The 14,386-nt window shown below is 49.0% G+C and carries 10 protein-coding genes; 7 read left to right on the top strand and 3 right to left on the bottom strand.

Features of this window, described 5'->3' with window-relative positions:
* Window positions 1-29: 29 nt before the first annotated feature.
* From LBQ00_01195 to LBQ00_01185, 3 genes are all read right to left on the bottom strand, one after another.
* Window positions 30-2,000 (bottom strand): hypothetical protein, encoded by a 1,971-nt coding sequence (locus tag LBQ00_01195; GenBank protein ID MDR2017491.1) that lies wholly within the window; start codon window positions 1,998-2,000, stop codon window positions 30-32.
* Window positions 1,997-2,821, bottom strand: a complete 825-nt coding sequence (gene murI / locus LBQ00_01190; protein ID MDR2017490.1) for a glutamate racemase — start codon at window positions 2,819-2,821, stop codon at window positions 1,997-1,999. Before murI ends, LBQ00_01195 begins: the two co-directional genes overlap by 4 nt.
* 1,006 nt (window positions 2,822-3,827) lie before the next feature.
* On the bottom strand, window positions 3,828-4,682 hold the full coding sequence (locus LBQ00_01185) for a flavodoxin family protein (protein ID MDR2017489.1): 855 nt from the start codon (window positions 4,680-4,682) through the stop codon (window positions 3,828-3,830).
* Window positions 4,683-4,769: 87 nt separating this feature from the next.
* Here LBQ00_01185 and LBQ00_01180 point away from each other — a divergent pair, with 87 nt between their 5' ends.
* The 7 genes from LBQ00_01180 (at window position 4,770) to LBQ00_01150 (ending at window position 14,303) form a co-directional block, all read left to right on the top strand.
* Window positions 4,770-5,372 carry a hypothetical protein gene (locus tag LBQ00_01180; GenBank protein MDR2017488.1) on the top strand — a complete coding sequence of 201 codons (603 nt, stop codon included), beginning with the start codon at window positions 4,770-4,772 and terminating at the stop codon, window positions 5,370-5,372.
* Window positions 5,373-5,406: 34 nt separating this feature from the next.
* On the top strand, window positions 5,407-7,146 hold the full coding sequence (hflX, locus tag LBQ00_01175; GenBank protein ID MDR2017487.1) for a GTPase HflX: 1,740 nt from the start codon (window positions 5,407-5,409) through the stop codon (window positions 7,144-7,146).
* A 391-nt stretch (window positions 7,147-7,537) separates the two neighbouring features.
* On the top strand, window positions 7,538-8,581 hold the full coding sequence (locus tag LBQ00_01170) for a deoxyguanosinetriphosphate triphosphohydrolase (GenBank protein ID MDR2017486.1): 1,044 nt from the start codon (window positions 7,538-7,540) through the stop codon (window positions 8,579-8,581).
* Window positions 8,582-8,675: 94 nt separating this feature from the next.
* The gene (locus LBQ00_01165) at window positions 8,676-11,312 is read left to right on the top strand and encodes a valine--tRNA ligase (protein ID MDR2017485.1); all 2,637 of its coding nucleotides are present in this window, start codon (window positions 8,676-8,678) and stop codon (window positions 11,310-11,312) included.
* A 551-nt stretch (window positions 11,313-11,863) separates the two neighbouring features.
* Complete coding sequence (gene gatC, locus LBQ00_01160) at window positions 11,864-12,157, top strand: Asp-tRNA(Asn)/Glu-tRNA(Gln) amidotransferase subunit GatC (GenBank protein MDR2017484.1); 294 nt, start codon at window positions 11,864-11,866, stop codon at window positions 12,155-12,157.
* Window positions 12,158-12,210: 53 nt separating this feature from the next.
* Window positions 12,211-13,674 (top strand): Asp-tRNA(Asn)/Glu-tRNA(Gln) amidotransferase subunit GatA, encoded by a 1,464-nt coding sequence (gene gatA, locus LBQ00_01155; GenBank protein ID MDR2017483.1) that lies wholly within the window; start codon window positions 12,211-12,213, stop codon window positions 13,672-13,674.
* Entirely contained in the window at window positions 13,674-14,303 is a 630-nt protein-coding gene (locus LBQ00_01150; protein ID MDR2017482.1) for a uracil-DNA glycosylase, read from the top strand. Before gatA ends, LBQ00_01150 begins: the two co-directional genes overlap by 1 nt.
* The last annotated feature ends 83 nt before the right edge of the window (window positions 14,304-14,386 follow it).

Raw genomic sequence — 14,386 nt, 5'->3', positions numbered from 1 at the left:
TTCGAGAGTATTCTCTTTGTTTTAAGTCTTTACAGGTACAGCGGGTCGGCTTCAATTCTCACATCGGGAATATTATAGAGCCCCATAAGCAGCCGATACAGAGGGTCTCCATTGCCGCTCAGGATCATCCTCCAATGAAGCCGTTCTCTTTTCTGAAATAGGGGCCCGATAATTCCTCCTGTGTAACCGATTTCCGCCAGCATATTCTTTATTCCATTGACCGTCTTGAGGCCCGTTTTCTCATTCTTTTTTTTAACGTCCACCAGGAAGAACCTCGCGTAAGGCGGAAAATCCGCAGCCTTCCTCCTGGCCAGTTCTTCCCTGCAAAATTCACGCACATCAAGGAAAAGCGAGGGATCGGCTCGTCTCTTCCGCTCCATAAAGAACCGGACCTCTTCCGGGTTTAAAGCATCAATTAAATGGATCAGGATATGGAACATCTTTTCATGGGCCCTGTAGCCCGATATCCTGCTCAATTCTTCCCACCCCAAGAGGATAAGAGTATTCACGGTAAAACCGTACATGTTGGCGAGCGCCTGGGTGCCGGCAATCACGAGGGGTGAGTCCGCCGGAATTTTCTTCAGGAGATCCAGCTCTTTTTTTGGAGTCTCTCCCGTAATTCTCGCCACAGGCACGTGAGGGAAAAGACGTCTAACGTGTTCTTCCAAATACTCGGCGCCTATGCTAGAGAAGCGAATGAGCTCGCTTCCGCATTGGCCGCACTTTTCTTCATAGGGAGACTTCCTGCCGCAGGCCGCGCAGACAAGACTGTTTGTGGATTTACGATAACTGAAGGCGGCGTGACACACCGGGCAGGAAAAAAGCGTCTTGCATTCCAAACATCGAATATAGCTTGCATAGTCTTTTCGGGGTGTATAAAGGGCAATTCGGCGGCTTTCACGAATCCTCGCAGCAATGGTCTCCGTTAATTCTTTAGGCAGGCCGTCGTAAACGGCGATATTTTTTTCCAGTATGGATTCTGTGAATCCTCGATTTGTAGGAAGGCCCTTCTCCACCACAGAAACCCTGCCTTCTTCCGCTTCCCTCCAGATCTCAGTGGAAGGGGATGCGGTACCGACAACGGCAGACACACCGACGAGTCTTGCCCTCTCAATCGCGACGGTTGACGCGTTGAATCGGAAGTTTTCTTCGTTTCTGTAAAAATCCTCTTCCTGGTGTTCCACTATGACGAGGCCGAGATCACAGATTGAAAGGAAGACGCAGTTCCTCGTGCCCAGTATGAGATAACCACCACCGCTCTGCGCCTTGAAATAGGTTTCCATCCTAGTTTTTGCTTTGACGGCGGAAGAATACCAGAGGACCTTTCCTGGGAACTTTTCGAGAAAGGCTCGAGAAAAGTAGTTCCCCGTCTGGTGATAGTCGGGCAGGAGCATTAGTATGTTCTCATTTTTTGCCAGGCGGTCCCGTATGAGGGATGAGTAGTATTCGAGGCGGCTCTCAATACCGCCCAGGAAGAGTGTATTGCCAGGTGTGTCGGAGCGCATGCTTTCCCGGGTCGGAGGAAGCGGTTCGAAAGGACTACCGTCAAAGGTATTATACATTCTGAGGGAGCCCGCGTTACGAAGGCTTATGACTTTCTCTCTGCCGAGGGAGGCAAGAGCTTTTTTCATGGCCATAGGCGGTTCCCCGGAACAGGAATCCATTTGGGCGGAGAGGTATTTTTCGATCTCATGTCCGGAAGGGAGGGCATGTTTCAGCACAAGCCCCAAGGGGGTGATGTAATACTGCGAGGCCCAGTAGGTGAGGCGCTCCATGGTTCCATCCACGAGAGGAAAGAGATCCGAGACCGCCAGGACATCTTTCAGTCCGATGCCATGTTCCCCTTCGGCTTTTATTTCTGTGACCCACCCCGTCAGAGACCTCATGCGGAAAGGCACGGCGACCCTGAGGAATCGTTTCATATGAGGTTGCCATTTGGGGGGGACAGAATAGGAAAAACGTCTCTCCACGGGGATCGGAAGGGCGACTTCTACGATCATGAAGAGAGTAGGAAGTCTTTGAAGTCGAGACTCTTCAAAAATCTTACACGCTCAATCTCAACACCCAGGAACCTGCTGCCTATCTCCTTGAATGCGCCGGGGGAATCGGTGACAAAGTATTCCGAGCCACCTTTCCCCGAGTTGTTAATGATCCCCTGCTTTTCAAGGGTATATTTCACGTCCTTTGCGGTTTCCCGACCAGTATTGATGATGGTGACACCGTTCCCCATGGTCTTTCTGATCAGGTTTTCAAGGATGGGATAGTGTGTGCAACCCATGACGAGTGTATCAATGCGGGAGGCCTTCATCTCTCGGAGATATTTCTGCGACATGATCTCGGCTACCTTGTCGCTTTCAAGCCCCTCCTCCACGATGGGCACAAAAAGGGGGCAAGGTTTGGAGAAGACGGAGATGTCGGGGTCGTGGCGGGTGATGGCCTTTTCATAAGCGCTACTCTGGACGGTGGCTCTGGTCCCTATGATGCCTACCCGTTTGGAGCGGGTGGAAGCGACGGCTTCGCGGGCGCTTGGATCAATCACGCCAAGTACGGGGATAGGGAACTTGCGTTTGAGGATGTCAAGCGCCAAGGCCGAGGAGGTGTTGCAAGCGATGACGAGGATCTTAATCCCCTTAGTGAGAAGGAATATGGCGCTTTCCAAGGCGTAGCGGGTGATGGTCTCAGGGGACTTCCCGCCATAGGGTACGCGGGCAGTGTCGCCCAAGTAGAGTATGTGTTCGGCCGGCAGCAGGGAGCGTACTTCCTTGAGGACGGTTAGTCCGCCGATACCGGAGTCGAACATGCCGATGGAGAGGTTTTTCATGGAGAAAGATTATTGTAGGCAGGAATAAATGTCAAGCTAATCGACGCCGTAGGTAATGTCAATTCTTTTGTGTCACCAGGAACCCTACCATAAACCTGATCTGACATTCCTCCAATACATACAATACGATAAAGGAGGAATGATATGGATGACCATATGGGAAAAAGTGATCAGGAATTAAAACAAGAGCTTTTGTGATTGAACGTAAGGAGCAGCTTCTTATCCAAGGAGTTGTGTCGGGTGTAAGGATGCGAGCCCGAGCCCATTTATTAAAACCCCTCCATGCTTTTGCTCCCCTGCTCCGGGCGGGCGATGCTATAAAAAATAAGATTGAGACTTAAAACGGATAACGTTCTATGTCGGTGATCTTGCGAACTGCGCTCTATGACAGAAAGAACAGCCTCTCTGTAAGGCAAAGAACTATCTTTACGTGAGTTCTGCCAAGCCGGCATATGTCTCAAAGAGGACTGGCTTAAGGGAGGGACGTGTTTTGGCAAAGGTACCGCTTGCAGATTTTTCCGGACGCCCCTACAATGGGTATCAAGGAAAAGATGATCGGATACAAGAAGACAACCTAATAAAGAAGGGGGCGTCAGATTAAGCATTGGGGAAAAAAGTAAAGCAGCGCCTCTCCGAACGTTTGTAGAGCTATCTTATGTATTCCTTTACCTTCTCGGCGAATACCCTCTTCCTTCTATATGGATTTGGCCGCTATTACCTGAACTTGCTCAATGAATCGTCGATATGTGGAAGCTGGCGAATCTACTTTTCCCACTTAAAGATATTCCTTATTAAGCTCCTCGTCGATTTCCGTTGCCGTAAGCTCGCCTGATATTTATTTTAAACTTAAACCCTCGTGACATTTTTTCTTGTCTCTTTTACAGCTTTTTTTAAGTTCAGCTTGGAAAAGTCAAGACCCTTATTATAAGCCTATCTTATAAAATAACGAGATAATTAAAAAAATGATAGATACCGGCGTCACTCGCGTCTGCGGGACCTGAGGTTTTCAGGGTACGATCCATTCGCCTGTGTCTTTGTAGGGGAGAGTTGTCCTGAGAATTTCTTTTTTTGTTTTGAGGAATTCCTGCTTCATACCGCTCAGCCAGGTTTTATGGAGGAGCATATATTCCGGGGCTCCAAAGATCTTTCCTTCTCTTACCCGGATCGGCTTTCCGGACGGCCCGATCATAAACCTGCCGTGGCAGAGGGTGCAGCAGAATTCCTTCTTATCCATTCTCACGATCTCACACCCGCAAAAGGGGCAGCCGTGAGCGTGTCTCTCTTTAGCTTCAGAGAAAAGGTCATTGGCCAGTTTCCTTGCCTTTAACGCAATCTTCTTATCAAGGAGGACTTCCCCAGGCAACGCGGCTTTCACGTTGACGCTTGCCTTTATTCTGAGCCCCAGAAAAGACGCAAGAGTCATGAGGGTATGAGGCGCGGCTCCGATCCGTTCTTCCATGCCGTACAAATTGAGAAGGATACAGGGCTTGCCATAAGTGCTCTCGAGGATATTATAAAGAAGAAAACCACGATCTAATATTCGCTTAAATATGCTGTGGGCGCCGAGGAAATAGACGGGGGATGCTATGATGTAGCCATCCGCTTCCGCGATATGGTCGAGAAGAAAATTCATGTCGTCTTTTTGGGGACATACTTGGTCCATTATACACCCATAACAGGCGCTACAGGACCTGATATTGAGAGGGGGCATACGGATCAATTTCAGTACATGGGCCGTTTCAAGGCGTTCCGATATTTCCTTTACCAGCACTTCGCAGTTGCCGAGTTTGCGCGGAGAACCGATCAAGGCTAGTATTACCTTTTCATTCTGGCGTGTCAGGTCATTTTCTTCGTTCATCATAGGTGAACTCCTCAATTTTGTACTTATTATAGCAGATTAGCCCTTGTAAAGCAGCTTTTCAGGGCCGAAACAGTGGAGTATCTGCATTTGATATTGATTGGAGATACCGAGATAGACGGCCAGGAGAGAGGAGAGGGAGGAGAGTGGCAGGAGAAGAGGGTTGCAAATAGGATGTTTTTGACCGATAATAGATATATGAGGAAATGGTATGTGGTTACGACGAAACCGAGAAACGAAGACCGGGCGGCCAATAACCTGCAGCATGGCAGCATAGAGGTTCTGGCGCCTAAACTCAGGCTCCGCAAATTCAGGGAAGGGCAGTTCGTAAGCGTGATTGAACCCATGTTTCCCGGTTATATATTCGTGAAGTTCCACCCCGTCGATGAATTCCGCCTTGTCAAGTATACGAGGGGAATCAAATCCATAGTGAGTTTTGGCGGTTGCATCGTCCCCATTCAAGACGAGCTTATTGAATTCATCAGATCAAAACTTGAAGCAGGGATTGTGACCGTGGAACAAAGAAAGTTTCAAGAAGGCGAACGGATCTTCATAAAAGATGGGCCATTCAAGAATCTGAGCGGTATTTTCGAGAAGGAACTGGACGGAAAAGAGCGAGTTACCATACTCCTTGACGGCATAAATTACTGCGCCCGAATGGAGATTGATAGAGACTTTCTTGTCAGTGCGTGACTGTGGAGAAGGGCGGAGCGTATAGGATGCCCAGTTGCTTTCTGAGAGAAACAGGGGTTGCGCTATAGACATCTACGGAAATACCCAGGGCCTTGATTACCTCGCAAAACGAAGACTCCTTAAACTTTATCAGCGCAAAGTAGAGCCGGTCAGTGTCGTGCCTTTTGATACTGCACGGAACATAATGCAGATTTCGACAGATATAGGACGGCAGATCGGGCTCCTTATTAACCGTAGGGGTGTTATTGAGTACGTGATTGTAGGCGACAGGACGCGCCTTCGCATACCTCTCCTTGCAGGCGAGCGTGTGGGCAGGGCCAGGTTCAAGGGTTTGAGGCTCATCCATACCCATTTGAACGGAGAGCTCCTCTCGAAAGAAGATCTCACGGACTTGGCCATCCTCCAGCTTGATCTCATTGCTTCCATCACGGAGAGAAGGAGAGAAGCGACTGAAACGGTTCACATAGGGTACCTCATACCAGAGAACAAGTCGGGTAAGGTCTGGGATTTCATAGGCCCTGCCCCCCTCCAGGAACTGGATATAGATTTTATCCGATTCATCACGGAGCTTGAAAACGAATTCACGAAAGCACGGGGAAGGTATTACCTGGTAGAAGACGACCGGGAAAAGTGTATCCTTGTCTCCGTTGTCCCTCCCAAGACCGAAAAAGATGTGGATGAATACATCCAAGAGATGAAGGACCTCTGCTATTCCGCCGGTATTACCGCCCTCGACGCCATCGTACAGAGACCTAAGGAACTGAGTACCCAATACCTCATAGGGAAAGGCAAGTTAGAGGAGGTCCTCATGCGCTGCCAGCAGTTAGGAGTGGATCTCATCGTATTCGACGAGGAGCTGTCTCCAGGACAGATTAAGAACATATCTGCCCTCACGGAACTCAAGGTTATCGACAGGAATCAGCTTATTCTTGACATTTTCGCAGGAAGGGCCGAGACCACGGAGGCAAAAATTCAGGTTGAGCTGGCCCAACTCCGGTACATCCTCCCGCGGTTGGCAGGAAAGGGTACCGCGTTGTCCCGTCTCATGGGTGGTATCGGCGGACGGGGCCCTGGAGAGACGAAACTCGAAGTTGACCGGAGACGCATAACGGATAGACTTGGTTTTCTCGAAAGACGACTCTCGGAGGTCATGAAGATTCGGGAAAAGAAAAGGAAGAAAAGGAAGGCTTCAGGCACCCCTATCGTTTCCATAGTGGGCTACACCAATTCGGGGAAATCAAGCCTTCTCAACCTGCTCACCAAAAGCAGAGTGGAGGCGGAGGATAAACCTTTCAGTACTTTGAATCCAACCACAAGGCTGATAAAATATCCAGAACGAAAGAATATTATCGTTACCGACACGGTGGGCTTTATAAAAGGCCTGCCTCAGGTGCTGGTCAGAGCATTCATGGCGACCCTTGAAGAATTAAAGGATGCCTACCTTCTGTTGCACCTCGTTGATGTGAGCGTGCCCGATTTCGAGGAAAGAATGGAAGTTGTGGATAATATTGTTTCCACCCTTGATCTTGCCGATAAGCCAAAACTCACCGTGTTCAATAAAACTGACAAGATGGACTCCAGTTTCATCCGACTCGTTGAAGAGCGCTACAAGGCTGTCTCCATATCATGTCTGAAGAAGGAAGGGATAGAGGGACTGGTGGAGACGATCGAAAAGGCAGTAGCAGAATGTCGTTGGTCGTTATCCTCACATCCTCCCGCGCGCCCCAACCAAAGGTCGGAGCGTTCTACGATAGAAAGAAAGCCTGAGCCCTAGGACAAAGAACCGTCTTTTTCGGGTAGTTGGTATATACCTCAATGATGATTGGTTAAGGGAATAGACGCATTTCCGGTAAAGTGCCCTCATCCCATCACATATCTCTGAAATGCATAGACGTGTACGGGATGGACGGCGCCGTGACCCTCAAAGAAGACTGTAAGTATGGCGATCATAATGACTGCTCCGATGATTATGGGATTCTTCCCCATTTTCGACTCTGGTCACTCCAGATCTTATCATATAGGCTAACTATAATTTAAGGACCTGCCAAGCTAAATTTTGAGACGGATATATGAAAGTTGAAATAGCCGTATGATTATGATAAATTACAACGAAAGACCAGACTGGGATCAATGTCGTGTCCGGAGTTTTGCTTTCGGATTGTAGAATGAATATCAGAGAGAGACTGGAGAATAGAGAGGAACTGATACTAGCTCCCTTTGCCCAGAGGAGCAGTAAATCCAGGGGCAGACTGAAAGAGGAGCGGGAATGTGACATCAGGCCAGCTTTTCAGCATGACAGAGACCGGATAACCCATAGCAAATCCTTCAGAAGGTTGAAACACAAGACGCAAGTTTTTCTTTCCCCAGCAAGTGATCACTACAGAACCAGGCTTACCCATACCCTTGAGGTATCTCAGATCGCAAGGACTATTGCGAAAGTCCTTTCGCTCAACGAGGACCTTGTGGAAGCAATTACGCTGGGGCACGATCTGGGGCATACGCCTTTCGGTCATGCGGGAGAGGACACTCTTGCGAGGATACACCCAGGAGGGTTCACTCATTATGAGCAGAGTCTTCGGGCTGTCGATATCCTGGAGAGAGATGGCCGGGGTTTGAACCTGACCATGGAAGTGAGGGATGGGATTCTGAAACATTCGAAAGGAAAGGGCGAGATCGTCCTTAAAGACGATAAAGACAGGCCTCTTACAAAAGAAGCGGAAGTGGTGAGGATTGCCGATATTATTGCCTATATTAACCATGACATTGACGACGCAACCAGAGGAGGCGTCATCACAGAGTCCGATCTGCCGAGGGAATGCGTGGACTACCTCGGACGTAGCAACTCGGACAGGATTGATACCATGGTGCGGGGGGTGCTGACGGCTACCATGGAAGCAGGAGGTTCCGATCTAAAGATCAGTGCCGAGCTTGATTACCATATAAGGAAACTGAGGAGCTTTCTTTACGAATATGTGTATGACAACAGCGTGGTCCACGGCGATTTTATCAAGTGCGCCAAGATCATACATGACCTCTACGGTTATTTTCTGGATAACCCGGATGTGTTCCTTAAGGAAACAGAACGGAAAGAGTATTATGATGAGCCTGAGGAGTGTGTATGCGATTTCGTGGCAAGTATGACCGACCGGTATGCATTCAATCTTTTTGAGAGGATTTTTCTTCCCATGCCGTGGAAGATACCCATGTAGCTAAAAGGGGTCAAGTCTTTATTCTTTAAAATTTTGTCAAGAATAAAGACTTGACCCCTGAAATCAATAATCTGAATCTGAGGAGTCGAAGGATATGATGGATAAGGTTTATGACCCGCATAAAATCGAAAAAGAGTGGTATAAAGTGTGGACCGATAAGGAATATTTCAAGGCGGAAAGTGTCTCTGATAAACCGCCATTTTCCATAGTAATACCCCCACCCAACGTGACGGGCTCGCTTCATATGGGTCATGCGCTCAACAACACGTTGCAAGACATCGTCACGCGGTTCAAAAGAATGGCGGGTTTCAATGCCCTATGGGTCCCAGGAATGGACCATGCCGGAATCGCCACGCAGAATGTGGTTGAGCGTGAGCTCGCAAAAGAGGACATGACCAGGGATATGCTCGGAAGAGAAAAATTTATCGAAAGAGTATGGGAATGGAAGGCTCAGTCCGGGGGCGCTATAATCGAACAACTTAAGAGGCTCGGTGCGTCGTGCGACTGGTCGAAAGAGCGGTTTACAATGGATGCGGGTCTTACGAAAGCGGTCCGTGAAGTCTTCGTAAGACTATATGAAGCCGGTCTCATTTACAGAGGAGATTACATTATTAACTGGTGTCCGCGTTGCGAAACGGCACTTTCCGACCTTGAGGCGGAACATGAGCAGACAAAAGGTTTTCTTTATTACATAAAATATCCTCTCGCCGACGGGAGCGGAACGCTCACCGTCGCTACGACGAGGCCGGAAACTCTTCTGGGAGACACGGCCATCGCGGTGAATCCTGATGACGAGCGTTACGGGAAGTACGTGGGGGAATGCGTGTTGGTCCCCATTGTGGGGAGAAAGGTCCCCATCATTGGCGACACCTACGTCGATTCAGCTTTCGGCACCGGTGTCCTTAAGGTTACCCCCGCCCACGACCTCAATGACTTTGAGATAGGAAAGAGATGTGCCCTTGAACTCGTAAAAGTCATCGATGAAAAAGGAAAGATGAATGAGGCTGCCCTCCATTACAAAGGAATGGACAGGTTCGAGTGCAGGGAGAAGATTATAGAGGAGTTGCGCGAAAAAAAGCTTCTCGAAAAAATCGAACCCTATGACCTTGGCGTAGGAAGGTGTTATCGGTGTAAGACGGTAGTTGAGCCCACTTTGTCGTTACAGTGGTTCCTGAAGATGAAGCCGCTCGCGGAACCCGCTATTGAGGCGGTGAGGACACACCGGGTGAGAATCATCCCCGAGATGTGGGAGAAAGTCTATTTTGAATGGATGGAAAATATCCGCGACTGGTGCGTATCGAGACAGATATGGTGGGGTCACAGAATACCGGTCTGGTACTGCGATGTCTGCAATAAAATGTATGTATCCGTGGATGATATTACGGAATGCAAAGAGTGCGGGGGAAAACTGAGACAGGAGTCAGACGTTCTTGATACCTGGTTTTCTTCCGGTCTCTGGCCGTTCACTACCCTCGGCTGGCCAGAAAAGACGGATGATTTGAAGACGTTCTATCCCACGTCCCTTCTCATCACGGGTTTTGACATACTCTTCTTCTGGGTGGCCAGGATGATCATGATGGGCATCCGTTTCATGGGAGATGTGCCTTTCAGAGAGGTCTACATCCATGCCCTTGTGAGAGACGCGGAAGGAAAGAAGATGAGTAAATCCAAGGGAAATGTAATTGATCCCCTTGTAATGATTGAGCAATACGGTACCGATGCGTTCCGATTTTCCCTCACCATGCTTGCAGCCCAGGGGAGAGACATTCTTCTTTCCGAGGAGCGGATTGAAGGCTCGCGGAACTTCGTCAACAAGATCTGGAACGCCTCCAAGCTGGCTTTCACGTTTATTGAGGGCCTGGAGCCAGCCATCCATAGCGAGAAATCGCGATACCTGCCGGACCGGTGGATCCGTTCCAGGGCCGCGAAGGTAGCGCGGGAGGTGGCTGAGAGCATCAATACATACAGATTTAACGATGCGGCGACCATCCTCTACACCTTTGTGTGGCATGAATTCTGCGATTGGTACCTGGAGTTTATCAAGCCAAATCTCTATGGCAAGGCAATTGGCTTCGACGATGGAAAAACAAGAGAGACTCTTTGTCGGACGCTCTCGGATATATTGAAGCTCCTCCATCCAATTATGCCTTTTGTCACTGAGGAACTATATATGCGGCTTCCTGCGCGGGATGCGAAAAGCATCATGATCTCCCTGTTTCCTAAGGGAGACGAGAATGAGATTGACGATGAGAGCGAAGAAGGGATGGATATGATCATGGGAGTCATCGACTCCGTGAGGAACATAAGGGGTGAGACGGGAATCCCGCCACACGTCAAGGTTGCTGCAGTGATAAAGGCCGCCGGAGATAGACCTCTCCTTGAGGAATACGGATATTATATAAAAGAACTCGCGAAAATAGAGGACCTCAGTTTCACTGACGGCGACGCCCCCTCTCAAGCCGCCATCGGCCTTTATAAAGGAGTGGAAATCTTTGTACCGCTCAAAGGGGTGATAGACGTTTCAAAGGAACTGGGCAGGATCGAAAAGGAGCTTGCGAAGACCGACGTAGAGATGGAAAAATTATTCAAGAAGCTCAATAATCAATCTTTCAGAGAAAAGGCCCCCGAGGAAGTGATAGCGAAAAATAAAACCCAGTATCATGATTTCCAAGAGAAAAAGGAGAAACTGATTGTAAATAAAACGGTGCTGGAAGGATTGTCGGATGACTAGATGCCGTTGAATTTTCGGTACTGGATTCTTTTCTTAAACAAAACGGCAAAGCGATGGAGAACGGGCAAAGAGAGAGTGCATCTGATATGTCCCCCCCCATAATCGTGAGGGACTATATCCGTGAAGATTGATGAATTTTTATTAACATGGATGCGGTGATTGTCATGCTTCTGAAACGCTTTCAGTTATGGTGAACAAGTTCTATTTTTTCAATATTGCATGCATGACCGTGACTGAAAAAGGCAAATTCGTGGACATTATATACCGGAGAGATGTGTTGTTGAGTGGTTTGAAATCATGGGACATACACGACTTTTACATTGAAGGATGTAATGCCATGACGTGATTGCGGCCCTGTCCATGTAATCTGTGGTAAATGTGGCGAAAATTATGGTAGAAAAGGGTGTAAGCAGGATATTAATCGTAATCTTGCAGATATTGTAATACGGTAGATATTATTAAGGCAGGCACCGAGCGTGGGTGATTTTCCTGGTGGCTTGGGCCATATGGACTGTCTGAAGGGTTAATGGGTGTAGAAAAGGAGAGACTGAATGAAGATAAATAAAGACGTGGTTGAGTATGTGGCCCATCTCGGCAGACTTAAACTTGAGCCTGTCGAGATTGACCTTTACACATCTCAGCTGGACCGGATACTTGAGCACATGGATAGACTGAATAGTCTGAACACCGAGGGTATAGAGCCTACTAGTCGTGCAGTCCCGGTGACATGTGTCCCGAGGGAGGACGTGAAAAAGGATTCCATAACCATAGAAGACTCCGTCATGAATGCACCGGACAGAAAAGGTAATTTCTTCAAGGTCCCGCCAGTGATTGAGGTAGATTAGGACAGTCGTTTGACGACCATGTTGTCGCTAACGACCGCTTTTAAGGAGATGAAATGGAAAAAATCCTCACTATGAATATAGTGGAAATGAGAGAGTTGCTGAAAACCGGTGGTATTTCGTCCGTTGAGCTGACGCAGTTTTATCTGGACAGAGCAAAGAAGTACGATCGCTCGGTCCAGGCATATCTCAGGCTGACGGAAGAGATTGCCATGGAAATGGCGGCCGATGCAGACCGAAGAATCAGGGCCGGAGAGGACGGACCTCTTCTCGGAATTCCTTTCGGTATTAAAGACATATTCTGTGCGAAAGGGTTGGAGACGACCTGCGCGTCCCGGATGTTGGAAGGTTTCATTGCACCTTATGATTCGACAATAATAAAGAAGCTGAAGGAAGAACATTTCGTACATCTTGGAAGAGTCAATATGGACGAATTTGCCATGGGTTCGTCTACTGAGAACTCCTCGTTCCAGACCACTAGGAACCCGTGGGACACCGATCGCATTCCAGGCGGATCAAGCGGAGGTTCCGCAGCGGCAGTGGCGGCAGGACTCTGCGCGGCAAGCCTTGGGACGGATACGGGCGGTTCCATCCGGCAGCCGGCAGGACTCTGCGGGATGGTGGGCATGAAACCCACCTACGGCAGGGTGTCGAGGTACGGACTCGTCGCTTTTGCATCTTCTCTTGATCAGATAGGGCCCATTGCAAGAAATGTGACTGATACGGCCGTGGTGTTGGGTGCCATTGCAGGCTACGACCCTATGGATTCTACATCTATTCCCCAACCGGTTCCTGATTACACCTCATTTCTTGGCAGAGATATCAAAGGGATGAGGATTGGGATACCGAAGGAATATTTTATCGAAGGCACGGAACCAGACGTGAAAGAGTCGGTAGAGGCTGCTATTGAGCTGTTTGAGAAGCAGGGGGCGACCCTCGTCGACATATCGCTGCCTCACACGGAGTATGCGGTTGCAACCTATTATATTATCTGTACCGCCGAAGCTTCGTCGAATCTTGCGCGATACGATGGCGTCAAGTACGGTATGAGGGTGGAAGGCAAGGATATTATTGATATGTACAAGAAGACGAGAATGAATGGATTCGGTAAGGAAGTAAAAAGACGGATCATTCTCGGGACCTATGTGCTGTCATCAGGCTACTACGAAGCATACTACGGTAAAGCCGGGAAGGTGAGAACGCTCATAAGAAAGGATTTTGAGCATGCCTTCGAGAAATGCGATATAATCGTGACCCCGGTCTCCCCGACAACGGCATTCAAGATTGGGGAGAAGGTGGAAGACCCGCTCCAAATGTATCTGTCGGACATCTTTACTATACCTGTCAATCTTGCCGGTCTGCCCGGCATGTCCGTTCCGTGCGGATTCGACGGAGCCGGCTTGCCTGTGGGCTTGCAGATCATAGGGAAACCCCTTGATGAAGCCCGCATGTTGCAAGCTGCATTCGTCCTTGAGAGCGAAAAGAGGCTTAAGACTATACCGTACAGATTCATAGACTGATGGACAGGCTTGAGGCAAAGAGATATCTGATGGCCCTGAAGGGTATGGATATTGACACCTATGTTTTCAACAGAGAGCATGATGCGAGTTTGCCCACGATACAACGCGAGGCAAGGGAATGCGTGAAATGTCCCCTTGCGGATACCAGAAAACATGTAGTTTTCGGTGAAGGTGACAGCAAGGCGCGCTTGGTGTTCGTGGGCGAGGCTCCGGGAGAGGAAGAGGACCTTCAGGGGAGGCCGTTTGTGGGCCGGGCGGGCAAACTTCTCGACCGGCTGATCGAGAGAATAGGCTTACGACGGAACGAAGTCTATATCTGCAATGTCCTGAAATGCAGGCCGCCACACAACAGAGACCCGGAACCAGACGAAGTGGCGGCATGCGCGGGTTATCTCCAGACTCAGCTGGAAATCATTAATCCCAAGGTAATCTGCACCCTTGGAAGACATGCCTATAATACTCTATTTCATACCGATGAGCGGATTACCAGGATAAGGGGGATATTGACGAATTATAAAGGCACACCTCTTCTGCCCACGTACCACCCCTCTTTCCTGCTCCGCAATGGTAGCCACATAAAGGAGGCATGGGACGATATGAAGCGACTAAGACAGCTCCTCCGCAGATAGAAGGCAAGGGTTAGCCGGTTAGCCGTCTCCCTCGGCAATGTGCGAGGCGGAGCTTCGCACCCAGAGGACGCTTCTTCCTTCTC

The sequence above is a fragment of the Syntrophobacterales bacterium genome (assembly GCA_031274925.1).
In the GTDB taxonomy this organism is placed as follows: Bacteria; Desulfobacterota; Syntrophorhabdia; order Syntrophorhabdales; family Syntrophorhabdaceae; genus PNOM01.
The sequence above is the reverse complement of the archived record's forward strand: the minus strand, read 5'-3'. Positions and strand labels throughout refer to the sequence as shown.